At 39.2% G+C, this 25,840-nt stretch carries 26 protein-coding genes and 1 riboswitch; of the genes, 6 read left to right on the top strand and 20 right to left on the bottom strand.

Annotated elements, in window-relative coordinates; all coding sequences use genetic code 11:
• Positions 1 to 6: 6 nt before the first annotated feature.
• The 14 genes from SCI76_RS02185 to SCI76_RS02250 form a co-directional block, all read right to left on the bottom strand.
• The gene (locus SCI76_RS02185) at positions 7 to 1,785 is read right to left on the bottom strand and encodes an acyl-CoA dehydrogenase family protein (RefSeq protein ID WP_168760770.1); all 1,779 of its coding nucleotides are present in this window, start codon (positions 1,783 to 1,785) and stop codon (positions 7 to 9) included.
• A complete protein-coding gene (locus SCI76_RS02190) occupies positions 1,773 to 2,516 on the bottom strand; it encodes a 2-phosphosulfolactate phosphatase (RefSeq protein ID WP_047750966.1) in 744 nt (247 codons plus the stop codon). The genes SCI76_RS02185 and SCI76_RS02190 overlap by 13 nt, the downstream gene beginning before the upstream one ends.
• Entirely contained in the window at positions 2,513 to 3,571 is a 1,059-nt protein-coding gene (locus tag SCI76_RS02195; protein ID WP_048020914.1) for a phosphotransferase family protein, read from the bottom strand. Before SCI76_RS02195 ends, SCI76_RS02190 begins: the two co-directional genes overlap by 4 nt.
• A 25-nt stretch (positions 3,572 to 3,596) precedes the next feature.
• The gene (locus tag SCI76_RS02200; RefSeq protein WP_048020916.1) at positions 3,597 to 3,998 is read right to left on the bottom strand and encodes a thioesterase family protein; all 402 of its coding nucleotides are present in this window, start codon (positions 3,996 to 3,998) and stop codon (positions 3,597 to 3,599) included.
• A 14-nt stretch (positions 3,999 to 4,012) separates the two neighbouring features.
• Positions 4,013 to 4,795: an enoyl-CoA hydratase gene (locus SCI76_RS02205; RefSeq protein ID WP_048020918.1), complete on the bottom strand. Its 783-nt coding sequence runs from the start codon at positions 4,793 to 4,795 to the stop codon at positions 4,013 to 4,015.
• On the bottom strand, positions 4,792 to 5,676 hold the full coding sequence (locus SCI76_RS02210; RefSeq protein WP_047750970.1) for a 3-hydroxyacyl-CoA dehydrogenase family protein: 885 nt from the start codon (positions 5,674 to 5,676) through the stop codon (positions 4,792 to 4,794). Before SCI76_RS02210 ends, SCI76_RS02205 begins: the two co-directional genes overlap by 4 nt.
• A gap of 80 nt (positions 5,677 to 5,756) precedes the next feature.
• Positions 5,757 to 6,323: a TetR/AcrR family transcriptional regulator gene (locus SCI76_RS02215; protein WP_047750971.1), complete on the bottom strand. Its 567-nt coding sequence runs from the start codon at positions 6,321 to 6,323 to the stop codon at positions 5,757 to 5,759.
• 90 nt (positions 6,324 to 6,413) lie between these two features.
• Positions 6,414 to 8,030, bottom strand: a complete 1,617-nt coding sequence (locus SCI76_RS02220) for a long-chain fatty acid--CoA ligase (RefSeq protein WP_168760769.1) — start codon at positions 8,028 to 8,030, stop codon at positions 6,414 to 6,416.
• Between the two features lie 19 nt (positions 8,031 to 8,049).
• Positions 8,050 to 8,823, bottom strand: coding sequence for an SDR family oxidoreductase (locus SCI76_RS02225; protein WP_048020924.1), 774 nt, complete (start codon positions 8,821 to 8,823; stop codon positions 8,050 to 8,052).
• Positions 8,801 to 10,045 carry an acyl-CoA dehydrogenase gene (locus SCI76_RS02230; RefSeq protein WP_407545013.1) on the bottom strand — a complete coding sequence of 415 codons (1,245 nt, stop codon included), beginning with the start codon at positions 10,043 to 10,045 and terminating at the stop codon, positions 8,801 to 8,803. Before SCI76_RS02230 ends, SCI76_RS02225 begins: the two co-directional genes overlap by 23 nt.
• A gap of 152 nt (positions 10,046 to 10,197) precedes the next feature.
• A complete protein-coding gene (locus SCI76_RS02235) occupies positions 10,198 to 10,461 on the bottom strand; it encodes a DUF1292 domain-containing protein (RefSeq protein WP_013057050.1) in 264 nt (87 codons plus the stop codon).
• 86 nt (positions 10,462 to 10,547) lie between these two features.
• A complete protein-coding gene (locus SCI76_RS02240; protein ID WP_407545014.1) occupies positions 10,548 to 12,272 on the bottom strand; it encodes a PAS domain S-box protein in 1,725 nt (574 codons plus the stop codon).
• A 160-nt stretch (positions 12,273 to 12,432) separates the two neighbouring features.
• Positions 12,433 to 12,747 (bottom strand): YckD family protein, encoded by a 315-nt coding sequence (locus SCI76_RS02245; RefSeq protein WP_048020928.1) that lies wholly within the window; start codon positions 12,745 to 12,747, stop codon positions 12,433 to 12,435.
• Positions 12,748 to 12,820: 73 nt separating this feature from the next.
• Positions 12,821 to 13,939, bottom strand: a complete 1,119-nt coding sequence (locus SCI76_RS02250; RefSeq protein ID WP_394557108.1) for an NAD(P)/FAD-dependent oxidoreductase — start codon at positions 13,937 to 13,939, stop codon at positions 12,821 to 12,823.
• A gap of 338 nt (positions 13,940 to 14,277) precedes the next feature.
• Here SCI76_RS02250 and SCI76_RS02255 point away from each other — a divergent pair, with 338 nt between their 5' ends.
• The 6 genes from SCI76_RS02255 (at position 14,278) to SCI76_RS02280 (ending at position 19,477) form a co-directional block, all read left to right on the top strand.
• A complete protein-coding gene (locus tag SCI76_RS02255; RefSeq protein WP_063248009.1) occupies positions 14,278 to 14,790 on the top strand; it encodes a CBO0543 family protein in 513 nt (170 codons plus the stop codon).
• 66 nt (positions 14,791 to 14,856) lie between these two features.
• Positions 14,857 to 15,039, top strand: a riboswitch (Lysine riboswitch).
• A gap of 138 nt (positions 15,040 to 15,177) precedes the next feature.
• Positions 15,178 to 16,506, top strand: a complete 1,329-nt coding sequence (gene lysA, locus SCI76_RS02260) for a diaminopimelate decarboxylase (RefSeq protein WP_014460106.1) — start codon at positions 15,178 to 15,180, stop codon at positions 16,504 to 16,506.
• A gap of 50 nt (positions 16,507 to 16,556) precedes the next feature.
• Positions 16,557 to 17,819, top strand: a complete 1,263-nt coding sequence (locus SCI76_RS02265; protein WP_048020933.1) for a dicarboxylate/amino acid:cation symporter — start codon at positions 16,557 to 16,559, stop codon at positions 17,817 to 17,819.
• Positions 17,820 to 17,957: 138 nt separating this feature from the next.
• Positions 17,958 to 18,092 (top strand): hypothetical protein, encoded by a 135-nt coding sequence (locus SCI76_RS02270; protein WP_013057043.1) that lies wholly within the window; start codon positions 17,958 to 17,960, stop codon positions 18,090 to 18,092.
• 155 nt (positions 18,093 to 18,247) lie between these two features.
• Positions 18,248 to 18,433: a hypothetical protein gene (locus tag SCI76_RS02275; RefSeq protein ID WP_028413357.1), complete on the top strand. Its 186-nt coding sequence runs from the start codon at positions 18,248 to 18,250 to the stop codon at positions 18,431 to 18,433.
• A gap of 132 nt (positions 18,434 to 18,565) precedes the next feature.
• Positions 18,566 to 19,477, top strand: a complete 912-nt coding sequence (locus tag SCI76_RS02280; RefSeq protein ID WP_407545015.1) for a LysR family transcriptional regulator — start codon at positions 18,566 to 18,568, stop codon at positions 19,475 to 19,477.
• A 200-nt stretch (positions 19,478 to 19,677) separates the two neighbouring features.
• Here SCI76_RS02280 and SCI76_RS02285 read toward each other — a convergent pair whose 3' ends face one another.
• From SCI76_RS02285 to SCI76_RS02310, 6 genes are all read right to left on the bottom strand, one after another.
• Positions 19,678 to 20,364, bottom strand: coding sequence for an O-methyltransferase (locus SCI76_RS02285; protein ID WP_034266120.1), 687 nt, complete (start codon positions 20,362 to 20,364; stop codon positions 19,678 to 19,680).
• 252 nt (positions 20,365 to 20,616) lie between these two features.
• Positions 20,617 to 21,192: a GNAT family N-acetyltransferase gene (locus tag SCI76_RS02290; RefSeq protein ID WP_168760767.1), complete on the bottom strand. Its 576-nt coding sequence runs from the start codon at positions 21,190 to 21,192 to the stop codon at positions 20,617 to 20,619.
• Positions 21,193 to 21,367: 175 nt separating this feature from the next.
• Positions 21,368 to 21,841 carry a hypothetical protein gene (locus SCI76_RS02295; protein WP_033578967.1) on the bottom strand — a complete coding sequence of 158 codons (474 nt, stop codon included), beginning with the start codon at positions 21,839 to 21,841 and terminating at the stop codon, positions 21,368 to 21,370.
• Positions 21,842 to 22,085: 244 nt separating this feature from the next.
• Positions 22,086 to 23,546, bottom strand: coding sequence for an aminoacyl-histidine dipeptidase (locus SCI76_RS02300; protein ID WP_048020937.1), 1,461 nt, complete (start codon positions 23,544 to 23,546; stop codon positions 22,086 to 22,088).
• 195 nt (positions 23,547 to 23,741) lie between these two features.
• Positions 23,742 to 24,518, bottom strand: a complete 777-nt coding sequence (locus SCI76_RS02305; RefSeq protein WP_028413363.1) for a 3-hydroxybutyrate dehydrogenase — start codon at positions 24,516 to 24,518, stop codon at positions 23,742 to 23,744.
• Positions 24,519 to 24,537: 19 nt separating this feature from the next.
• Entirely contained in the window at positions 24,538 to 25,818 is a 1,281-nt protein-coding gene (locus tag SCI76_RS02310) for a GntP family permease (RefSeq protein ID WP_014460118.1), read from the bottom strand.
• Positions 25,819 to 25,840 lie beyond the last annotated feature (22 nt).

Here is a 25,840-nt window from a genome sequence, read left to right on the forward strand (position 1 = left end):
CCCTCCTTATACAACATATCGTCCGCTGTCGATAAATTCACGGGCAATGTCTCGATTGCGCATGAACTCTCCTTCACTTTGCAAATCATTCATCCATTTTCCAAGAATTGTGCGGTACTGTCGGTGTTTTTCACCCGTTAACATCCCGTTTATTAATTGTCGAGCCTGCTTTTCAATTTCAAAGAGCGTTTCACTAACAACTGTTGCTGTGAGCTTGCTTTTTAACGTTTCTTTTTCTTCTCCATTTCTGGTTACAGCTTTTTCCACGCGCAGCACAGATGACTCCATAGCGAATAGCCCAATAGCAATTTCTGCTAGTTTCATCAGCGTTTCTTGTTCTTGCGCTAGATTTGTCTGAAACGTTTGGAATGCTGTTCCTAGCAATGCAAGAAATAAATGCCTTGTTGTAATAACAGTCTGCTTTTCTCGTGCTAGAAGTTCATTTGAAGATATTTCCCACTGACCGCTCATCAATTCACTAACGGCATGTTCTACTCGTTTGTTCAGCTCTATTTCTCCTTTGCCTGCTTTTTTTAGAAGCTGAGTTGGAAGCAAAAGGCGGTTGATTTCATTTGTACCTTCAAAAATACGATTGATGCGTGAGTCACGGTATACTTGTTCGATTTTATATTCTTGAATAAATCCTGCTCCGCCATGAAGCTGCAGCGATTCATCGGCAATTAAATCAAGAGTTTCCGATCCATACACTTTACACACTGAACATTCCATTGCAAATTCAGCCAGCTGTTTAGCTACTAACTTATGATTTTCACTTTCATATAGTCCACCAAGCGCCTCTTCTAGTAAACCAGCTGTACGGTACTGGATAGATTCAGATGCAAAAATACGAGCCGCCATTTTTGCTATTTTTTCTTTTGAAGCGTTAAATTCCGCAATAGCTGTTTTAAACTGCTTGCGTTCTTTTGTATAACCTAAAGCAAGTTCAAACGCATATTTTGCTGCGCCCATACATGCAGAACCTAAGTTAAAACGTCCAAGGTTTAAGACGTTCAACGCAATTAAGTGACCTCTTCCTACTTGTCCAAGTACGTTTTCTACGGGTACTAAACAATCTTCATAAATAACCGGGCGAGTAGACGACCCTTTAATCCCCATTTTCTTTTCTTCTGGCCCGAGAGACAGTCCTTCAAAATCTTTTTCTACAATAAAAGCGGTAAAATGTTCTCCGTCTACTTTTGCATATGTGATGAACGTATCTGAAAAGGCAGCATTGGTAATGTACTGCTTCGTTCCATTTAATACATAATGCGTTTTTTCAGGATTTAATACGGCTTTTGTTTGGGCTGCAAGAGCATCAGAACCAGCTTCTGGCTCTGTCAAACAGTAGGCGCCAATATATTCACCGCTTGCCAATTTGGGCAAGTATTTTTCTTTTTGCTTTTTGGTACCAAAATACGTAATAGGAAGTGTCGCAATGCATGTATGATTAGAATGAGCGACTCCATATCCGCTTGTCCGGCCGATGATTTCACCGACGAGTCCTTTGCTTACTTTATCAAGACCTAGTCCTCCATATGCTTCTGGAATACTGTGAGCAAGAAGTCCGAGTTCGCCTGCTTTGTGCATCAATTCTACTACTTTATCAAAATCTTGCTGCTCAATGTCACTGTGGTAAGGGTCGACTTCTTTTTCAATAAACTGCTTTGCTGTCTGAGCGATCATACGATGCTCATCCGTTAAGTCTTCAGGTGTATAGACGTGCTGCGCAGATGTTTTTTTTAGTAAAAATGATCCGCCTTTTGCTTCGGTTTTCATTTCAGACATATCATTTCCTCCCCGTTTACTAGCTTTTTCTTCACTACCTTAGGAACTACAGAATAGACGTTTTTCCGGCTTACAAAGCCAATTTCGTCTAGAAAGCCATACTGAGTGAGCATTTCTCCTACGGCTGAGTGTTTCAATATTTCAACAGATGAATGCTCATAAGCCTTATACAAAAGCAGTGCGGCTTTTGCAGCATCCGTTAAATAAAATGTTTTTAGTTGCAGAAGACAGCTTATAAAGTACCCCGCTCCATATAAATCTTCTAAACAGAAGCGATCGGATGAACCTGAACAAACCAATAAAACAGTTTCATCTTGACTTGGTTGACAAACAGCACTGGCAACCGCTTCTCCGTTTAACAGTGAAGCTGCATAGACATGTTTTGCTTTTTCAGCGTTATGAATGGCCACCGTTCCATTAGTGGTGGACAAAATAACCGTTTTATCTTGAACATGCTGCTTTATCGTGCTGGGGCTTGGATCAAAAAAGCCTTCAATCGTTTTCCCTCTATATTCGCCTACAAGCGCAATTTCGTCAGGCTTATACGTTTTTGCTTTATTGCGCGCTTCTTCTTCGTTTTTTACGGGAATAACCTCTATTGCTCCTTGTTGTAAAGCAGCCGCAATTGTTGAAGTAGCCAATAAGACGTCAAATATAACGACCGTTTTTCCTTCTAGCTTTTTGGCAAGAAGCTCTTCTTTTTTGAGTATTACGTGAACTTTTCTTTTCATATATGCCCGCGTTCTGTATGCAGAGCATGAATAATCAGCGTTTTTACATACTCTCCAAATTGTGAAAACCGTTTGTCATTTGTTTGGCCTTTTTTATAACGGTAATAAATTTGCTGACAAATGACAGCAAGTTTGAAGTACGCAAACTTCAGGTAAAAGTCAATGTGTGACACATCTCGTCCGCTTTTTTTAGCATACGCTTCCACAAAATCTCGACGGGAATAAAAGCTTTTTTGCACAGTAACAGGTGGGTTCCCCAATCCTCTTTTTAAAAGTTCAGGGTCGCTGTCTTCCATCCAATAGCTCATCGCCACTCCCAAATCAGCAAGCGGGTCTCCAACGGTTGTCATTTCCCAGTCAAATAATCCTACAATTTTATTTCCATCCGGTGAAAATAACGTATTGTTAAGCTTATAATCATAGTGAATAATGGTTGAATGCTGTGAAGTGGGGATGTGTGTGGTCAACCATTTCTTTAGTGCTTCTACTTCCGGTATGTCACTTGTTTTTGATTTTTCATAACGATGAATCCAGCCGTGTACTTGACGTTCTAAAAAACCTTCAGGCTTGCTGATTTCTTCAAGGAGCGTACCTTTATAAGGAACGTCATGAAGCTGAACAAGGACATCTACCATTTGTTCTGAAATACGACGGCAAAGTTCGCTAGTTCCTTTCACGTCTTCTGGAAACGCTGTGTCGATGAGAACACCGTGCTTTCGCTCCATTAAAAAAAAGGGTTTCCCGACCACCGTTTCATCTTCACAAAACACATACGGCCTAGGAGCGAGAGGGAAAGATTTCGATAAAACAGATAAAATCTTGTATTCTCTTTCCATGTCATGCGCTTTTGGCGCAACTGGCCCAAATGGCGGGCGTCTCAACACCGCCTCCCATTCTCCGACTGAAAGAGCGTAGGTTAAATTGGACGCACCCGATCCAAATTGCTTGATTAAAAGAGGCTCTTTAGGTAAATCAGGAATCGAAACACGGAGAAACTGATGCAGTTTTTCCGTGTTTAATTCCTCTCCTTTTCGTACAGGAATGATTTGTGACATTCTTTTACCACCTGCTTTTTTATAGTTAAACAGCTACTTTATAATTCATCAAAAACTGCTTAATGTCCGCTGGAATAGAAATGCTTTTTTGTGCATCAAAATCAAAGTACACGATGACAGCTTCTCCTTTAGCAATCAGCGATCCCGTCTTGCTGTCGGTAATTTCATGGCCAATTGTAAAGCTTTTATTGCCGACATTAGATACAAAGGTTTTAATCGTTAACACTTGATTAAAATATCCTTGCGCAACAAAATCACATTTAGTAGACGCTAAAATATACTCCCACTTTTTTGTATGCATGGATGCTCCCATTTCTTCAAAAAAAGCAATGCGTGCCTCTTCTAAATAAATGAAATAGCTCGTATTGTTAATGTGACCGAGTGCGTCTGTTTCGCAAAAACGCACTTTGACCTGTGTTTCATACATGGTTTTCTCCTCCTTTACTTATGTGAAAAAACAGCGGGACGCTTTTCAATAAATGCTGATACTCCTTCTTTAATATCTTCTGTTTGAAAGACTTCTTCAAACAGCTCTGCCTCAAGTTCAAGACCTTCAGATAGTGTACGATTCATTCCTTCGTTTACCGCTGCCTTAATTCGAGAAAGTGACGGAAGAGAGTGACGGTTAAATTTCTTAGCCAGCTCTTTTGCTTTTTCGAGCCCTTTTCCTTTAGGCGTTACATGATTGGCAAAGCCTGCATGAAGTGCTTCTTCCGCCGAAACAGGACTGCCGGCAAACATCCATTCTTTAGCTTTAGATGCGCCGATTACGCGCGGAAGACGCTGAGTTCCGCCGCCTCCGGGAAACAATCCGAGCTTCACTTCCGGAAGACCGATTTGAGCATGTTCTTCAGCAATGCGTATATCAGCGGTTAGTGAAAGTTCGCACCCTCCCCCAAACGTTAAACCGTTTAACACGACAATTGTTGGTTTTTCAATGTTTTCAAGTTTTTGCAAAACACGATGGGTTTTCATAAACTCTTTTTTAATACCGCTTTGTCCCATTAGCTGTGGAAATTCTTTAATATCAGCTCCAGCCATAAACGCCCGGTCGCCCGCTCCCGTTAAAATGATTGTAATGACATCAGGATCTTTACTAAGCTCTTCATACGTTTCTTCAAGCTGCTGCACAACAGCCTGGCTCATTACATTTAAAGGCGGATTATCAATGGTTACAATAGCTGTTTTCTCTTCTTTTTCAATACGTACAAATTTTTTCATCATTGCTTCACTCCCTGTGTGTGGTATGTGTAAAAACCTTTTCCTGTTTTGCGTCCAAGCTCGCCTTTTTGAACTTTTTCTTCTATGCACGCAGCTGGCTTGTCCTCAGGGTCCCCTGTTTCGCTATAGCGCTGCTGCATCACAAAATATCCGACGTCAATTCCTGAGAGATCCATCAATTCAAAAGGACCGATCGGGTGATTGAGCGCTTTTTTGCAAATCGTATCAATGTCTTCAAAATCTGCGTATCCATTTTCGTAAAGGAAAACGGCTTCTTTTTGCAGCGCTCCTAAAATTCGATTGGCAATAAAACCTGAGATTTCTTTTTTCAGAAGGACTGCTGTGCGATTAATTTGCTTGCAAACTTCCATTGTCGTTTGAGCTGTTTGTTCACTTGTCTTTTCACTCATCACAACTTCTACGCAGTCCATTACAAGAGGAGGAAAAAAGAAATGCATGTTAACGATTTGCTCTGGACGGTTTGTTGCACTTGCAATAAGCGAGTTAACAATTGTTGAACTATTCGATGCTAAAATGGCGTGACTTGGTGCGTACTCATCTATTTCTTTAAAGACGCTTTGTTTTACATCTAACTTTTCTACAACAGCTTCAATCACAAAATCAGCACTTGAAACCGCTTCCTTTAATGTGCTTGTAAAAGACAACCTTTGAAATGCGACTTCTTTAGCATCAGAGGAGATTTTGCCTTTGTGAACCCACTTGTCTATAATTGCTTCCAGCTTATTTTTCGCCTCAATGAGTGATTGTTCATTCATATCTTGAATAATTGTTTCATATCCTCCAAGTGCACAAAGCATACCAATTTGATGTCCCATTTGTCCTGCGCCAATGACAGCAATACGCTGTATATCTTTACTATTCATGTTATAGCCTCCTTTTAATATAAAAGGAGAGAAAGAGCTTATACTTTCCCACCTTTTACGAGCACTGTCCAGCCTAGCAGCTACTGTGACTGAATACCTTTCATTAACATCTTATAAAAAATAGCCGCAACTTCTCGATCTGACTTCTCACCATCCGGCTGAAACCAAAAATAGCTCCAATTTGTCATTCCTAATATGCCTAGCGTTACGATATCTGAAGGCAAATCTGAACGGAACTGCCCTGCTTCCATTCCTTTTTCAATAATTTCCTGTACGTTTTCTTTAAAACAATCGCGCTTTGGAATGATTTGCTGTAAGTGTTCTTCACTCAAATGACGCATCTCTCGAAAAAACACTTTAGCTCGAAGACCTTCTTTCTCAATATCATGAACAAGTTTAAAAATAATGCTGTGCAGCTTTTCAGGATAAGATATTGTCTTATCTGCAAGAATCGTCTCTTGGTTTTCTATTAATCTTTCAATATATTGAAGGTGAATATCCATTAAAAGCTCTTGCTTGCTTTTAAAATAATAATAAAACGTTCCTTTTGTGACGTTTAATTCATTTACAATATCTTGAATAGATGTTTCTTTGAAACCTTTTTGAGCAAAAAGCTGAATGCTTCGTTCCATCATCAAATCTTTCATCGTCAAACCCTCTCTGTCTTTTCTCATTTTCACAAATTATACCATGGCTTAGAGGGAGCTTTTGAAAAAGTTTGTTTATGTTCAGCTTCTTTACATCGTTTCTTTCACCACTTCTTCTCGCAGTGCTCTTCGTAAAATTTTCCCTACATTGGTCTTAGGAAGCTCAGCGCGAAACTCAAAGATTCGCGGAATTTTGTAAGCTGCAAGATGATGTCGACAATAAGAAGTAAGCTCTTCTTCAGAAAGAGATTTTCCTTCTTTCACTACCAAAATCGCTTTAATTGTTTCTCCTCTGTAAGGATGCGGAACGCCAATGACAACGGCTTCTTTAATGTGGCTGTGCTCATATAAAACTTCTTCAATATCTCGAGGATATACATTAAAACCACTCGCAATAATCATATCTTTTTTGCGATCAACAATGGATAAATAACCATCTTCGTCTATCTGTCCAATATCTCCTGTGTACAGCCAGCCGTTTCTAAGCGCGTGAGCTGTTTCTTCAGGCTGATTCCAATAGCCCTTCATAACTTGAGGGCCTTTAATCACTATTTCTCCAAGCTCTCCTCTTGGCAGTTCTTTTGTTCCTGTAGCCACGTCTACAATTTTATAAGCAGTTTGCGGAACGCCAAGTCCGACTGTGCCTGGCTTTCGTTCACAAAACGGCAGGTTGCAATGGGTAACGGGGGACGCTTCTGATAAGCCGTACCCTTCTAACACTTTAGCACCCGTTTTTCGTTCGAACTCTTTCATCAGCTCAACAGGCATTGGCGCACTGCCGCTGTTGCAGATGCGAATACTTTCGATATTGTATTCTTCTGCCCGCGGATGATTGGTAATTGCGACATACATAGTTGGCACTCCAGGGAAAATACTAGGCTGCTCTTTTTTGATTGTATTTAGTACTTCTTCTAAATCAAAACGCGGCAATAGCAATATTTCATTCCCGCAAAGAATTGATAAATGCATACAGGAAGTCATGCCAAATACGTGAAACAATGGAATAACGGTTAAGCATTTTTCTTTTCCTAATTCAATATCATGCTTAAATATTTCGTATGATTGAACTGCGTTTGTGTAAATGTTTGTATGTGTAAGCATCGCACCTTTAGATGGTCCGGTCGTTCCTCCCGTATACTGAAGAACAGCAATATCGTGTGCTGGATGGATGACCGGCTGATTAAATTCATGCTTAATGGTTAGAAAATCTAAGAAGGAAAGGTCTGGTGATGTAGGAACAAAAGGTTTTTGCAAACTGACGGTTATCGCTTCTTCTATCTCAACACGATTCCTTATCTCTTGAAGTCTCGTATAAAAATCATCGAGTAGAATTATTTTTTTTGCGCCGGAATCGTGTAAAATATGCTCTAGTTCTTGTTCGACAAGCATGGGGTTGACCTGAGTGACAATGCCGCCCGCTGCTACAATGCCAAAATAGCTTATTATATATTGCGGACAATTTGGCAGCATAATTGCTACACGATCTCCTTTTTTAATCCCTTTTTTCTGCAGTGCTCCTGCAAATACGCGAACTGAGTGGTACAGCTCCTGGTACGTTAACGTATGCTGATACATGCGCGTGGCTGTGTGAGCAGGATAACGTTCGGCTGTTTCTTTCAGCATATCAAATAGTGAAATATCTTCGATGTGAATGTCATGAGTGTAGGCTTCTGGATAAGGTGTAAACCATTTTTTAACGTCTTCCATTGAGTAACTCCTTTCTTATTCACATAGCATGAACTCCACCATCTACTGTCAGAATATCGCCCGTAATATAATTAGACGCTGCAGAAGCAAGAAAAACAGCCGCTCCTTTTAAATCAGCTTCGGAGCCAAAGCGTTTTAAAGGGGTTTGACTTAGAAAATAATCTTTTCCTTGTTCCATAATCGCACCTGACATTTTAGTAGGAAAAAATCCCGGCGCAATTGCATTAACTTGAATATTATGCTGTCCCCATTTGACAGCTAAATCTTTCGTGAACGTAATGACCGCTCCTTTACTCGTGTTGTACCCGATTGTATCCATATACTGAGGGTCCGTTCCTCCAAGACCCGCAATTGAAGCAATGTTAATAATCTTACCAGCTTTTTGTTTAATCATTTCTTTTCCAGCTTCTTGTGACATTAAAAACGTGCCCGTCACATTAATATTCATCACTTTTTGCCATGCTTCAAGAGGCATTTCTTCAGCCGAAGCTCCCCACGTAGCTCCGCTGTTGTTAATTAAAATATCGATGCGTCCAAATGTTTCAATCGTTTGATGCACGACATTTTTAATATCTTCAGGCTGACTGATGTCGCATGCTAAAGCGAGGGTTTTTACGCCCATGGTGGCCAATCGATTAGCCACTTGCTGACATGCTTCTTTTTTTCTTGAGCATAGAACAATATTTGCCCCTGCCTCTGCAAGCCCTTCTGCCATTTGCTCTCCTAATCCTCTGCCTCCTCCGGTAATAATAGCTGTTTTTCCAGTTAAATCAAACAGATCCTTTATGTGCATAGGTTGCCTCCTGTTCTTGATAGGATTTTAGCTCAAGTCTTGCAAGCTGTGCTTTGTGCACTTCGTCTGGACCATCGGCAAGGCGCAAAGTGCGGGCATTTGCCCAAAGTGCCGCAAGCGGCGTGTCTTCTGAAACACCTGCTGCTCCAAATGCTTGAATGGCACGATCAATGACTTTTAAAGCCATAGCAGGAGCTATTACTTTAATCATGGCAATTTCTTTCCGCGCTTTTTTATTTCCAACTGTGTCCATCATATAAGCAGCTTTTAATGTTAATAAGCGAGCTTGCTCAATTTCAATACGCGATTCTGCAACCCATTCTTGAATAACCCCTTGCTGAGAAAGCAACTTATTAAATGTAGAACGACTTTGAATACGCTTACATAATTCTTCGAGCGCTCTTTCAGCTGCTCCTATTAGACGCATGCAGTGATGAATACGTCCAGGCCCTAATCTACCTTGAGCAATAGCAAACCCTTTTCCTTCTCCTAAAAGCATATTGGATGCTGGCACACGCACATTGTCGTAATGAATTTCAGCATGTCCATGAGGAGCGTGATCGTATCCAAAGACTGGCAGCATTCGTTCAATTTTAACTCCCGGAGTATTTAATGGAACTAGAATCATAGACTGCTGTTCATATTTAGATGCGTTAAAATCGCTTTTTCCCATGACAATAGCAATTTTGCAGCGAGGATCTCCCGCACCTGAAGACCACCATTTTCTTCCATTGATTACATATTCATCGCCTTCTCTTACAATACTGCACTGAATGTTTGTGGCATCAGAAGAACCTACATCCGGTTCTGTCATAGAAAAGCAGGAGCGAATGTCTCCATTTAACAGAGGCTTTAGCCATTTTTCTTTCTGTTCAGGCGTTCCGTATCGAACCAGCACTTCCATATTGCCAGTGTCAGGAGCTCCGCAGTTAAAAGCTTCTGGCCCAATAATAGAACGGCCCATAATTTCGCAAAGAGGAGCGTATTCTACATTTGTTAGACCTGCTCCGTATTCGCTTTCTGGCAAAAATAAGTTCCATAGCCCAGCTCGCTTTGCTTTTTCTTTTAACTCTTCCATGATTGGAGGAACAGCTGACCATCTAGATGGCTGTTCATTCAGCTGTTGTTCGTATAGCCGTTCATTTGGATAAATATGCTCTTCCACAAAAGAGCTCAATTCTTTTTGCAGCTTCACTACTTTGTCAGAGTAAGAAAAATACACGGTAGTCCCTCGCTTTCATTTACTTACTAACCGGTTGGTATGTTACATATTTATCATAAATGAAGGGAAATAATTCAGCAAGATATTTTTAGAAAAATTCTAAATATTATATTATTTAGAAACAAAAAAAAGAGAGGTTGTAACCTCTCTTTTTACGCGGATGTCATTTCCTCAAATACGGCTGATACTTTTTCAAACTCATCATCATCTTCAATTGAAGACCATTCACCATCATCTTCAATTTTTAAAAAGAAAACATCAATTTCTTCTTCTGTTTCAATTAAAACTTCTTCCACAAACGCAACGGCAATATAATCGTGGCCTTCAATCGTCATTTTTCCAAGCACTTCAATATCTTGCTCTTGATCATTTTCATCTAAAATTGTAAAAATCTCTCCCGTTTCAATACGTTCCATCGTATTCCCTCCTATTTTAACCTCATTATTCGTTCACTAACATGTATTCCCCTTTAGAAAAGGTTTCATGCTTATAAAAGTAGAATCTACTTTTTAAAAGGCAAAAGAATGTCTACGGTAGTTCCTTTTCCAAGTTCACTTACAAAATTAATTTCTCCTCTATGTTCTCGAATGATCTTATAGCACACCATCAGTCCAAGCCCCGTTCCTTTCTCTTTCGTACTATAAAAAGGTTTTCCTAAATGCTGCATTCGTTCCTGCGTGATGCCTGGCCCCTCGTCGCTAAACCGGACAACAAGGTTCTCCTGATTAAATCTTTTTAGTTGAATCGTTACAGTTCCTCCACTTGGCATGGATTCGACGGCATTTTTAAATATATTGCTAAAGACCTGTTTTAACTGGTTTTCTTCGCATAATACGAGAGGAAGATGAAGATCAATCTCTTTTTTTACGTGAATTTTCTCTGTAATCCCCTGCACCTCAGCTAGCTTTAACGTGTTCTCTAAGATATCTTGGACGTGTTTGTCTTTGTAGGTTTTCGCCTGAGGCTTTGCAAGACTCAAGAACTCGTCGGCAATCAATTCGATTCTATCTAACTCATGATTTATCATTTCTACATAGTAAGGCTGACCGCTCGTTTCTTCTAATAACTGCATAAATCCTTTTACCGCTGTTAGAGGGTTTCTGATTTCGTGAGCGATACCCGCTGCTAACTGTCCGACTAAGGAAAGCTGAGCGGATTCACGCAGCAATTTTTCAGTTTTTTTACGTTCTGTAATATCACGAAACAAAACTTGAATGGCCTGCTTTCCCATATAGGGAATAGGAAAGGCAATGGTTTCGGCATCAATCGTATGACCGTCTTTATGAATAAACTTTTCTTCCTGCAGATCCACAGATTTATTTTCTGTTTTCATTCGATAAATTCGCTGTTTTACAACATCATAGTAATCAGGGTGAACAAACTGATAAACACAAGCTCCTAATACATCTTGAGGATTCTTGTATCCTAATGCTTTAGCTCCTGCAGGGTTGATATAATCAATTTTACCTTCACTATGAACGATAATCGCTTCCGGGGATAACTCAATCAAACTTCGGTAGCGCTGTTCGCTTTCTTTTAAAGCCGTCTCATCCTGCTTGCGCGATGTTATATCTCGATAGACAAACGCAATGCATAACGGCCAATCATTCATATTTTCAACGCGAAATAGTGTGACGCTTACATTAATTAAATGCCCGTCTTTATGCTGTCTGACCGTCTCAAATTCCGTTTTCGATTCCCCTGATTGAATAGTCTTATGAAGTTCGCACACGGGCTCCTTTAAAAGCGAAGGTATAATCGGAAGAGGCTTTTGATGAAGTTCTTCAAACGTCCAGCCAAATGTATTCTCAAACGCAGGGTTCACTTGAAGCGTTTTACCCTCTAAGTCAACGATAGCAACAGCATCTGCGTTATGATAAATAAAAGGCTGAATCTGTTCTTTTTTCTCCTGATAACTAGTTATATTCACGCAATGTCCCATAACTTCAGGTTTTTCTGTGTAAGATAAAGGGGTTAAGTTTACTACATAGCGTTTATCATTTATTTGAAGCTCGTACATAAGCTTTTTCTTTTTATTTAGCGCTTCAAAAAAATGCTCATACGAGACCCATTCTTCTAGAGGTATTTTTTGCTCAGAAACGCTTTCTCCTTGATACATACTGTAAACAAGATGGTCACCTTTTTGTTTGTAAGCAAATATGATTCCTAGAGCCTCAGCTGAATGATTTTCTGCATGTAATCGGACTATTTTTTTATTTTCGTTCATCGTTCATATTTACCTACCCCTCACTAGCATCTTTCCTACTCGTTCTCATTCTCTTAATTTTACATGAGGTGTTTAAAATTTACTAGATAAAGAAGCGGATATTTTCCATTCATTCACATAAAAAAGCGCCTGTATAGGCGCTTTTTTATGTGAATAGGAATTACTTTGAATGATGCATTTTATGACAGTGACGCTTCGGGACAAAACCATTTTGCTCCATATGCTGATAGCGATTCTCCATATGTGAAGAAATGTTTTGACTCTCCGTTTTGCTTAGCACGCCGTACTCCACATATTTTGAAAGTATTTCTTTCTTTTTTTCGAACATTTCTTTGTACAGAACGGATAATTCCTGCTTTTGCTGAGACGTCAGCTGCACGTCTTTTGTTTCTGGCTGAGGATTGTTTTCCGCTAATACAGGTGTCGCGCTCATAAATAAAAAAGCTGCTGCTGCACTTATCATAATCTTTCGCAAACAATCTACTTCCTTTCATCATATAGTAGTTATAGTTTGCGAACTTCTATTTGTTTTCATTCATTCTATTTGCTTAGGACTCAATAGCTCCTCTTACATCATAATCGCTAAGATCAATTTCCATTTCCATTTCAAGTGCTAATTTAGCAAGCTCTGAACCAAGATAAGGGCCCGACGTTAAGCCTGAAGCTCCGAGACCATTCGCTACTAGTATTCCTTCGTAAGCTGGAAGAGCCCCAATGACTGGCAAGAAGCCTGGAGTAAATGGTCGAAACCCTACCCTTGTTTCTAAGACTGTGCTTTCTGTTAAGCCAGGAGCAATTGATAAGGCCTTTGAAAAAATTTCATGAAGCCCCCCAGCCGTTACCCTCAAGTCATAACCCGTGTCGTTTTCATGTGTTGCTCCCATGACAATTTGACCTTGTTCAAACGAAAGAATATATTGGTCGCTTGGAGGCATTACAACGGGCCAGTCTTTTGTATCTAAATCAGGAAGATGCAAGTGGACAATTTGCGCTTTTTGAAAGCTTGCTAAAAATTTCACTCCAAGAGGCTCTAGTAATTGATTTGCCCACGCTCCTGCTGTCACGATTGTTGTACTTGCTAGAAGGGTTTGTCCATTTACGGCAACGCCCGTTACTTGATTATTTTCATAAAGTAGTTCTGCGTTTCCTTCTATTATTTTTGCACCGTTTTTCTTCGCTGCATTCACAAGTGCGTTTCGAAGAGCTCTTCCGTTAACGCGAGCGGCTCCACTAATATGAACTGAACTGTATTCTTCCGAAAGAGCCGGAAACAAAGCCTGTGTTTCTTTAGCGGATAAACGTGTAATCTCGCCTATTTCGGGGGCTTCTTCCCGACGCTTATATGCTCGTTCCTCCATTTTTTTAAGCTTTTGTTCATCAGTGTGTAAACTAATTGCTCCTACTCGCTTATATCCCGTATCCGTTTCTCCATCTTCTTCTAATTGCTGAATTAATGTTTGATAGTACTTGGCGCCGCCTTTTGCTAATCGGTACCATGCTTTATTTCGACGCTGCGAAAGCCACGGACAAACAATTCCTGCTGCTGCATCAGTAGCTTGACCAGCATCCTTGCGATCTATCAATGTCACATCTGCTCCTGCTTTTGCTAAATGATATGCCGTAGAAGCTCCAAGTACCCCAGCTCCAACTACGATGTATGTTTTCATACCAAAACACCCTTTTCTTTCTTCTAGTATTCTCATGCTATATGTATGCAATTTTAGCATAGCAAAAAAAGAAGTCACATACTAGGCGAAGCTATTTTAAGCTTATTTTTAAGCCTTGCTGACTTTGACATATAGCTCCTTTCGTCTCGTAAACAAAAGCGGTAGAAGTTCTTTTACCAAGATTATAACAGGGTGAAGAAAGCCGTAAATAGTGGTAATACGTCTTTAACGCTGTGGCTTACGGCTTTTCTATTATAGGTGCTGAATAAAAAAATGAAAGAATAAAACCACTATAATATGTAAATAAAAAGAAATAACCATTATTTTAAGGAGAGCGTATGCAATCTTCATTTGTATTATTTTTTATCATTCTTGGTTTACTATTTGGCAAGTGGCGAAGGTATCAAGAATACTACCCTACTTTGCTGTTTTGGGTCACGGGGAATTTGCTTTATGAAGTGCTGCTGTTTCATCACCGCGTATGGGTATTTCACCCTGTTGGTATTGATCATCTTTTTCTACCCGATCACCTAATGGTTTCTCTTGGAATAACCTTAATTATTTATCCGTTTGTTATACCGGTTTTTTTAGGAAGGCTGCCGCTGCATGTAAGCGGCCGGCTGTGGTGGATTCTTTTGTGGGCGCTTTTATTTACTGTGATTGAGTTCATTGCTTATGTTAATCACAGTATCACTCATCATTATGGATGGTCGCTGCTATGTTCTTTTCTCTTCAATATTGTCACGTTCTCACTTTTAGTCATTCATCAGAAGACAGCGCTGGCTGCTTGGATTCTATCTGGAAGCTTCATAGCTTTTTTATTTATCTTCTTTAATATTCCTATGCCTTAACTTTTCATTGACTAGACGGAGGAAAAGGAAATATAATAGGAGTTACATTTAAATATAATTTTCCTCTCTGAGAATAGAGGTGCATGAAATCAAGAGTCACTTATTGGAGACTAATGGAGTCTGTGAAGATAAGTAAAAGGGATTTCGTGCCGAAGTATATAAACATCCATTGTGTTCATATACTGGTTCAGTATTGAATAAATGCTGAGCTGTCACAAACCACTTGGTTTGTGGAGAGCTATTGAAGAGATGTTGATGCCTAGAATGTAATAATACTTTATTATTATGAAACCAAGACGCGTGAACATCACTTCACGGGTCTTTTTTGTGTTTTTCTACTGACCATCAAAGTTATAGTTGAATGATTTAAATGGAGGGATACGGATTATGTACTTACATGGAACGAGTAAAATTAACAGCAGCAATCATTTAGAAATTGGGCAGTGCGATACGGTCGAACTGAAAAAACAATACGGCACTCCCCTATACATCTACGATCAAGAATTAATTGAGACGAAATGCAAGGCCTTCCATTCAGCCTTTCAAAGAAGCGGATTTTCATATCAAATCGCATATGCAGGGAAAGCGTTTCTTTGTATGGAAATGGCTAGCCTTTTAACGAAGCTTGATATGTCATTAGATGTGGTCTCAGGAGGCGAATTATTTACAGCTCTTGAAGCGGGATATCCAGCTGAACGCATTCATTTTCATGGAAATAACAAAACGATTGAAGAAATTGAAATGGCTCTTGATGCGAATATTGGCTGTTTTGTTGTGGATAACTTTACCGAACTTGAAGTTTTACATGCCTTAGCAGCTGAGCGCAAACAGAAAGCATCTATTCTTCTGCGTGTTACTCCAGGGATTGAAGCCCACACACATGAGTATATTATGACCGGACAGGAAGACTCCAAGTTTGGATTTGGTCTTTCCAATGACCAGGCTATGAAAGCGGTAAGTTCTGCATTAGAAAAGCCTTACTACGATCTTTTAGGCATTCATTGTCATATTGGTTCGCAAATTTTTGAAGTAGATGGTTTTTCTCGCGCCATTGATATTTTAACTGATTTCTTATTCAGTATTCGTGATAAAATGGAATTTGAAGTAAAAGTTTTAAACGTAGGTGGTGGTTTTGGTATTCGTTATACCGAAAGCGACTCTCCACTTCCAGTTGAGTATTATGTAGATGCACTGACAGAAAAGCTAAGCCGCACGTTAACTGAACAGAATTATACCCTTCCGGAAGTCTGGATTGAGCCTGGAAGAAGCATCGTAGGAGAAGCAGGTACAACGCTTTATACAATCGGCTCAACGAAGGAGATTCCAGGTGTACGCAAATACGTAGGAATTGATGGCGGTATGACCGATAATATCCGTCCTGCTCTTTACGATGCAAAACATGAAGCTGTCTTGGCTAATAGAGTGACGGATAAAAAAGATGAAACAGTATCAATTGCGGGGAAATGCTGTGAATCAGGAGATATGCTTATTTGGGATATCGATTTACCGCGCGTTAATCAAGGAGATTTACTAGCAGTATCCTCTACAGGTGCCTACAACTATTCAATGGCTAGCAATTACAACCGTATTCCGCGCCCTGCTGTTGTATTTGTGAAAAATGGAGAAGCTCGTCTTGCTGTAGAGCGAGAAACATACGAAGATTTGGTGCGTAAAGATGTAAAGCCAGTCGTTACTACGTATGCAATGAGCAAATGATAGCTGTTCTTGCGTAGTAAAGAAGCTATTGTTGTTTGGAGGAAATCTATATGGTTTTAAGTGTATTTAAAACGTACAGATCATCGCTTATTCTGCTTCTCGCTATTTTAATTGGCGGGATAGCAGGATATGCTATCGGGCCCGATGTGGCAGTCGTAAAGCCCTTTGGTGATTTGTTTCTTAATTTAATGTTCATGATTATCGTTCCCCTTGTCTTTTTTAGTGTGGCTTCGGCGATCGCAAACATGAACGAAATGAAACGTCTTGGTAAAATTATGCTAGGTATCGCCGTTGTGTTTGTCGCCACTGCTGCTGTTTCAGCCGTTCTAGGCTTTTTAGGCGCATCACTTTACAATCCGCTGCACAACGTAGATACTTCTGCCATTAAAGAATTAATGGGTGACAGTGAAAATACAGCTGAAAAAATGACGCTTTTAAATCAGCTTGTTAGTACATTTACTGTACCTGATTTTGTTCAGTTATTTTCGAAAGAGCATATTTTACAATTAATTGTCTTTGCCGTTATCTTCGGTATTGCTACCACGATGGCTGGTGAAAAAGGACAGCCTATGGCGAAATTTCTGACTTCGGGTCAAGAAGTATCGATGAAAGTCGTTAAAATTGTCATGTACTATGCTCCAATTGGTTTAGGGTGCTATTTTGCTACTGTAGTAGGAGAACTTGGACCAAAGATCTTGCAAGGGTATGCTAGAGCATTTATTCTTTATTTATTAATTGCAATCGTTTACTATTTTGGCTTCTTTACGCTATACGCATGGATTGCTGGCGGTAAAGCAGGAATTAAGCTGTTTTGGAAAAATGCAACTGCTCCTTCTATCACTGCTATTGCTACGTGTTCTTCTGCTGCATCTATTCCAGTCAATTTAGATGCAACAAAGAAAATGGGTGTGCCGCTGGATATTGCTGAAACAGTGATTCCATTAGGAGCAAACACCCATAAAGATGGTTCTGTTATCGGTGGTATTCTAAAAATTGTTTTCTTATTCAGTTTGTTCGGCAAAGATATGACGTCTGCTACGAGTATTTTGAGCATATTAGGCGTAGCCTTTTTAGTTGGAGCCGTAATGGGAGCAATTCCTGGAGGCGGTATGATTGGCGAAATGTTAATCATTACAATTTACGGATTTTCGCCAGAAGTTCTGCCCATCATTGCGGTCATTTCCACAATTATTGACGCCCCTGCTACGCTCTTAAACAGTACGGGAAATACAGTAACAGCGATGCTTGTTACAAGGTTTACAGAAGGAAAAGACTGGATTAACAAAATTATCACCACCGATAAAGTTGCCTAGTAAAAAAGCAAAGGGAACAGTCTTAGTGACTCTCCCTTTGCTTTTTTCGTGTGCAGTAATATCGATAGCCGTGTATAAAGTTTGTAAATACGCACATTCTATAGGTATGTTTCATAACCGGACTGGAGGTGTCGTCTAATGAGTAACGCTGCAGGAGGTTCAAAGAAGAATCAACCGAATGATGCGAATCACGTAAGTGCAGAAACAAAAGCTCATCAAAAACGTCTCACTGAGCAAAACAAACAAGAGCATCAAGCTGAAGAGCGAAAATAAAATGACGTCAAAGAACGTTTGGCACAGGCCCTGCGTTCTTTGACGTCATTTTATTTTGAGAGAGCTTAATGACGACGCTCTTTATAGGTCTATCGTACAACCTCCTTTCAAACTTTTACATATTCTATTAATAGGTTTGTAAAAGGAGGAATGATATGGTGTTTTCTTGGATAGAGATTACAGCTGCAGCCTTTGGGCTTTCAGTTATTTTGATAAGTTTTGCATTTTTGCCCGAACGTACAGGCAAAAATCTTTATATTCCTCATCAGCTAGTAGCAAAATCTATGTTTCTCTATAAAAAGATTATTGGTTTTATAAATCAATTTCGACAGAAACTTTAGTTCATTTCCTTTCCTCGTTTTTATTCATTGGATAGCTCCCTTTTTTAATCAGCGCATTTACAGTAAATAATTTAATGGTTAAAATAAAGAGTAAAAAAAAAGGATAAGCAGTTTGCAGAAATGGAGTTTCACATGGAAATCAGAGACTTAGAATACTTTATAGAGGTAGCGAATCATAAAAATTTTACAAAGGCAGCGCTGCAAGTTCATTTGTCACAAACGGCTTTAAGTAAAGCCGTCAAAAAAGTAGAAAATGAACTAGGATTTGAGCTTCTTGACCGTTCAACAAGAGAATTAAAGCTAACCGATGCAGGAGAAGTCGTGTATCATCAGGCAACTAAAGCGCTGTCGGTGTTAAAAGACATGCCTCACTTGTTGGGCGATTTAATGAACTTGCAAACAGGGCAAATCAAGATGGGAATCCCTCCGCTCATCGGGACCTTGTTTTTCCCGAAGATTGCAAAAGCATTTAATGAACAATACCCTAAAGTATCTCTAGAGCTTATTGAATTTGGAGCAAAAAAAATTGAAGCCCTTGTGGAAGAGGCTGGTGTAGATATGGGGATTGTTATGCTTCCTCTCACAAGCGGTCATGATGAGCATTTTCACGTATACCCGTTCGTTAAGGAGAGATTCCTTTTATACGCCCATAAAAACCATCCTTTAGTGAAACGTTCTTCCGTCTGGATGAAAGAATTGGAGCATGAAAAATTCATTATGTTCAGTGAAGAATTTACGCTGCACGACCGGTTAATTCAAGATGCTTTAAAATCAGGATTTATGCCTTCTATCGCATATAAAAGTTCTCAATGGGATTTAATTATTGAATTAACAGCAGCAGAACTAGGTATTGCTATTTTACCCGAATCGCTTTATGCCAAAGTGAAAGATTCCAATATTATTACGGTACCTATTGCAGATCCTGAAATGATGTGGGAACTTGGAATTATTCTGTTAAAAGAACGCTACAGTTCATTCGCTGTAAGAGAGTTGATTAATTTTCTGACAGCAAAGCAAATAACAAATAAGTTGGACGCAAATTAAATAGAGGCTGGGAGATAACGAAATCAATCCACAGCTAGAAGCACCTACGCCTACACACATGAAATTTACGTTCACTATCACCATGAAAAAATTCGACCGAGGAATCGAGATTCTCCATCAAGAATTTGAATTCATCGGTCGGATTTCCCTTCAACAAAACTACTTTTGTCCCAGCCTCTTTATATGTAACACGAGTTCTATCATTCAACAATCCCTACAATGAATCCATCATAGCCTTTGCTTCCAACGGTTTGTATAGCCGTGGCGCTGATTCGTTTTTCTTGAGCCAGAGCATCCATAAATTGTCGAATTCCCTTTACATTTTCATCTTCACTTTCTGAGTTCACCACATGCCCTTGACGAACAACATTATCACAAATAATCGTACTTCCTCGTTTCGATAATTCTAGAGCCCACTTTAAGTAATTTGGGTTATTCGGCTTGTCAGCATCAATAAAGATAAGATCAAACGGCTCTGTTCCCTTATCCTTTAATACAGCTAATGTATCAAGCCCGGGGCCGACAATGACTTCTACTAAGTGGCTTACTCCCGCTCTTTTTAAATTAGCTCGTGCTACTTCTGCATGCTGAGCGCTTAATTCGAGCGTAATCAGCTGTCCATCTTTCGGAAGAGCTCTGGCTAGCCAAATCGTGCTGTACCCTCCAAGAGTACCAATTTCCAAAATGCGTTTAGCCCCTTTTAATGAAGCTAACAAATGCAGAAACTTTCCTTGACTAGGCGATACGTCGATGGCAGGTAATCCAGCCTCTTGATTTGCCTTCAATACCTCATCAAGAATAGGGTCAGGTTGTATGAGCTTGTCATTCATATAAAGATCCACTTCATTCCAAATTTCATATATAGACATTTCCATACTCCTCCACATAAGTGATAAAAGCTTTATTATTCAAAGATACGAATATGTTTTTCTCATATTCAGCTTGTTGCCGTAATCGTTCGTATTATGAATGTATTCTAGCTCTCTAATAAACTATCCTGCTCGCTCTTAAAAAGAATTGTTATATGTCCATAAAAAAAAGACCTTCAGAGAGGTCTTTTTTATCTTTAAATAATCGTAGCTCAATCAGTAGAAAATAGCCGGTACCTTTCTACCGGCTATTTTCTAGAAGACATCTTATTATCCGTTATGACTGAACTTAAATACCATCGGTGTACGTTCTGTTTCTATTTTCCAAATCATGTGATGATATCCTTTGCTCCAGTAATCTTTTACTAAGTAATCGGGAATTCCAAATATGTTTTTCCATACTTTCTGAGCATTCTTGTATCCGCTATCCAAACAAATTTTTTTAATTTCTCTGCTTTGAAGCGTAAGCAGCATAATATGTATAAGCAGTGTTCCTACCCCTTTTCTTTGGTACTTTGGATGAACAAAAACTGTGCCGATTTCAATCCATCCTTGCAGCTCCCCTTTTGTACACGCCATAATTAATTCACTAACAGGGCCATATTCAATGCAGCCAATAATCTTATTGGTGCACGTATCTATTCCGAGCCAAAAGAATCGACATTTCCCATCGCTATCAAGGTCACTTTTTAAATATTGTTCTTTACTTTCAATTTCTATTTGTATATCGTTCACCATGTCAGATAGACCCTCTCTATGAAAGGTATCTGTGATCACTTCATTAAAAAGCTCGTGGAGTTCTGCGCTGTCCTCTATTTTTGGTCTTCTTATTTCAATATGATTCAATGTTCATCCCTCCTGATTATTTCACTGCCAAATATGAAGCTTTACTTTTATTATTTATCAATATATGTTGATAATCCTTTTCTTTTTCTACAGTTTTCCCAACAAAAAAAGCACGAGAAGCTTTAAGTTCTCGTACTTTTTTATAATATGGATTCTGCTTTTCTATTGGGAACTGTTAATACTGATTCACAAAGCTCTGGATTTTACATACGAATTCAGAAAGATTCTCCTTTATCTCTTTATCCTCTGTTTTCGCTACTTGCTCTTGTATGGCATCAATCATTAAACGTGCTCTTTTAGGATCTATAGAGGCCGGCTGGCTGCTATTGTTTGATAGACTTTTTAAAATTTGATTGGTCATTTTGTTTTTATCATGAATATAAAATAACATTTGAGGAACTTGATTAATTAACAAATTTACATACCTGCGAAACTCCTCTATCTCATATAATTCTCTTGAAGTACCTTTAAAGCCATCAACGGAAAGCATAAGACTCTGGTAGCCTTTATCACTGCGTTGATTAAGTGCTTTAATGACTTTTAAAAATCGATCGAACTTTAGATAACGTATTTCGTCTTTCTTTAATTCTAAAAATTCAATTTCTCCTTTTTCTAAAAAAGGATCTTTGATAAGACTATTATCATTCATATACATTCTCTCCCTACTAATTTATTAGTTGCAGAGCTTGTTTTGAATTCATTTGTCTATCGTTTTAATAATTGTTTACCTCTTTTAGGACCGTTTTAAAACCTTTATTTGTAAAACGCTTACATAAATGTTCTCAATTGCCTGACGCGTTGATGGAACCCTATTTATTATCTGATAAATGACGAATGAAAAAGAGCTCCTTTACAGAAGCTCTCTTTTTAAGATTATAGGGATGCTGATAACTTTATATCTTATTTGCCTCTTTTAATACTGCTAATAAGTATTCCCATGTCTTAAGAGTAGACGGAATGCTCAGGTGTTCATCAGGTGTATGAACGTCGTACATATCGGGTCCGAGCGAAATGGCATCTAATCCAGGGATTTTTTCTAAGAAAATACCGCATTCAATTCCAGCATGGATGGCGATGATCTCCGCCTCTTCACCATACTTTTCTTTGTAAACCTTTTTACATAATTCGCGAATTTTTGAATCTCCATTGTACGCCCATTCAGGATAATTACCTTTTGTTTCAACTCTTCCCCCGACTACCTGAGCAAGTATGCGCACTTGACTTACTATTTTTTCTTTTAAGCTTTTTACTGAGCTGCGAATTTCATTTTGAAAAACAACCTCAGATTCTGTCGTCGTGATCACACCTAAGTTGGTAGAAGATTCTACTAATCCTTCAATATTCATACTCATGCTTTGAACGCCGTTTGGTGTTAGCATAATAGCTTGTACAATTCGTTCTGTCGTTTCTCTTGTAAAACATTTCTCAACGGAAGAAAATTTGTTTATTTTTACATATACGCTCGGATCAGCCGCTTGTAATTCATTTTTTACTATTTCGTTCCACTCACGAATCTTATTTTCTAGCTTTCCTACCTCAGAAGGCTCAACTGATAGAATTGCTTCTGATTCACGGGGAATTGCATTTGATTTTAATCCTCCGCTAATGCTGCTTAAAGAATAGGGAAGTTCTTGTTGTAAATCATATAAAACTCTCCCTAGCAGTTTATTCGCATTTCCTCTTTCTTTGTCAATTTCCATTCCGGAATGTCCGCCGCGCAGTCCTCCGATGCTTAAGCTATATGTTTCTGAGTTATTGGAAGACGACTCCCAGTTTATAGGAATACGAAGCACGCCTTTTACCCCGCCTGCGCTGCTGACAAGGAGCTTTCCGTCCTCTTCTGTATCAAGGTTAATAAAGATTTTCCCTTCAAAATAAGCTGGATTTACAGCAATGGCTCCGCCCATAGTCGTTTCTTCTTCAGTGGTAATGACTACTTCAAGAGAGGGGTGCGCTATATTTTGAGCATCTAGTAAAGCCAGTGCATATGCAACGGCAATCCCGTTATCAGCTCCTAGCGTAGTACCATTTGCATAAAGCATATCTTCAACAATTCGCAGTTGAAGAGGATCTTTTTCAAAGTCATGGACAGTTCCTTTATTTAACTCGCATACCATGTCCATATGTCCTTGCAAAATGATAGCTGGAGCATGTTCATATCCTTTAGTTGCCGGCTTTTTAATGATTACATTTAAAGCTTCGTCTTGGATAACCTCAAGGCTTCTTTCTTTTGCAAAAGAAACTAAATAGTTACTAATTTCTTTTTCATTTCCAGATTCTCTAGGAATAGCTGAGATTTCGTTAAAGAAATAGAAAACCGGATGTTTAATTAATTCATTTACTGTTTGCACCATATGTATCATCCTTTCTAATCTGTACGCTTTTTTATCCTACTATTTATCTTGACAGTAGAAATAGCATATGAGGCTTTTTTTATGTATCGCCTAGTTATATTTTAACGTTGATTAACTCAATAGAATAGATATAACCTAAAAAAGCATAAATGAGCCCGTTGGACTCATTTATGCTTTTAATGATTTGTTCTATTTTTATTGAGCTGTATATCCGCCGTCCATTACTACCGCTTGACCAGTTACACCTTTTGCTTTATCACTCGCTAAGAAGATAGCGTAGTCAGCAATTTCGCTCACGTCTAGTAATCTTTTTTGAGGGACTAAAGGATAAATAACTTCTTCAAGAACGCTTTCTAATGGTACGTTTCTTGTTTTAGCTAAACCATCTAACTGACCTCTCACTAGTGGTGTATCCACATAACCAGGACAAAGTGCATTAACCGTAATACCGTGTGCTGCACCTTCAAGAGCAGCTACTTTTGTTAGCCCAATTACACCGTGTTTGGCACTGTTATAAGCTGCTTTGCCTGCAAAACCGATTAAACCGTTGATAGAAGAAACGTTAATAATACGTCCGAACCCTTGTTTTTTCATAATCGGAAACGCGTGCTTAATCGCCATAAATGGAGCTGTTAGCATAATTTTAATCATTAACTCATACTTTTCAGTTGGAAACTCTTCGATTGGAGAAACATGCTGCAAACCAGCGTTGTTAATGAACGTATGAACCGCTCCAAAATGTGCGTTTGCTGTTTCAATTAAATGTTTGATTTCTTCTTCTTTTGTTACATCCGCTTTGACACCAAGTGCTTCGAATCCAGCTTCACGAAGATTTTGTGCTGCAGCTTCTACGGCAGTTTGATCAATATCAGATAACACAATTTTCCCGCCGTTTTCAGCGAATCGTTTACCTATTTCAAATCCAATTCCTCTTGCTGCTCCTGTGATTACAATTACTTGATTTTCAACCATGTGTATTCTCCTCCTGTTTTTAAATAATACCGGCTGCCGCTAATGCGACTCCTGCAAATAAAGCGATTGTCGGGATGATAAATGCAACAACAAATACGTCTTTATACGTTTCTTTATGCCGAAGACCAGTTACAGCTAATAGCGTTAACAACGCACCGTTATGCGGTAAAATAGATGCACCTGACGCAACGCTTGCAATACGGTGAAGCGCATCGGCGCTTAAATTCGTCGTTTGAGACAAGTGATACCACGTATCTCCTAATGCTTGAAGCGCAATACCCATACCACCGGATGCTGAACCCGTGATCATCGCTAGCACTTGAACGCTTAACGCTTCTGAAACGAGCGGATTACTCGAAATGTTTAGTAGTACGTGCGTGACATCTTTAAACTCTGGAACTGCTGTAATAACCGAGCCAAAGCCTACTGCTGCACTCGTGTTAATAACAGCCATTACGGATCCTTTTGCTCCTTCATTTATAGAAGAAATAAACGTCTTATAGTGTTTGAAATTAATAAGTAAAATAGAAAAAATACCAATTAATAATGATACGATAGGCTCCCATTTTAAAACGTTTAATGTCACGACAACGATAATCAGCGGTAAAATAGCTAACATTACATTCATCGAGTCCTGCTCTTCACTTGCGGCAACCGATGATTCATTAGGCTCAGTAAACCCTTGATTTTTAGCTTTTAATTTTTTATCGCGATAAGCTAACCATAAATAGCCTCCCACTGCCATAATAAGACCTGAGACAATTCCAATAATCGAACCGGACATTGCATTGGTTTTAAATGTAGCAGTCGGAATCAGATTTTGAATTTGAGGCGTACCTGGAATCGCTGTCATTGTAAATGTAAATGCTCCGAGTGCAATGGTTGCTGGCAGTAAATTTCGCGATACGTTAGCTTCTCGAAATAATGCGATTGCTAAAGGATAAATCGCAAAGACAACAACGAATAAACTGACTCCGCCGTATGTCAAAATGGCTGAAGCAATCAGCACCCCTAAAATGGCTCTTTTACTTCCAAACAATTTAGCAATACGCTGCGCTAGCGACTTAGCTGCGCCTGTATCTTCCATTAGCTTTCCGAAGACGGCTCCTAATAAAAAGATGGGGAACCATTTTGCAGCGAAATCTACAAACCCTCCCATATACACATCTGTATAAGTAGGCAGTACTTTTAAACCGCTAAAATAAGCAACAAACGTAGCGACAACAGGTGCCACCCAGATAATAGACCATCCTAGATAAGCAAAAAACATCAACAATAACAATCCTACAATAATAACCACACGGTAACCTCCTTTCCTTTTA

It is taken from the genome of Priestia sp. HNGD-A6, assembly GCF_045784335.1.
GTDB classification, from domain to species: domain Bacteria; phylum Bacillota; class Bacilli; order Bacillales; family Bacillaceae_H; genus Priestia; species Priestia zanthoxyli.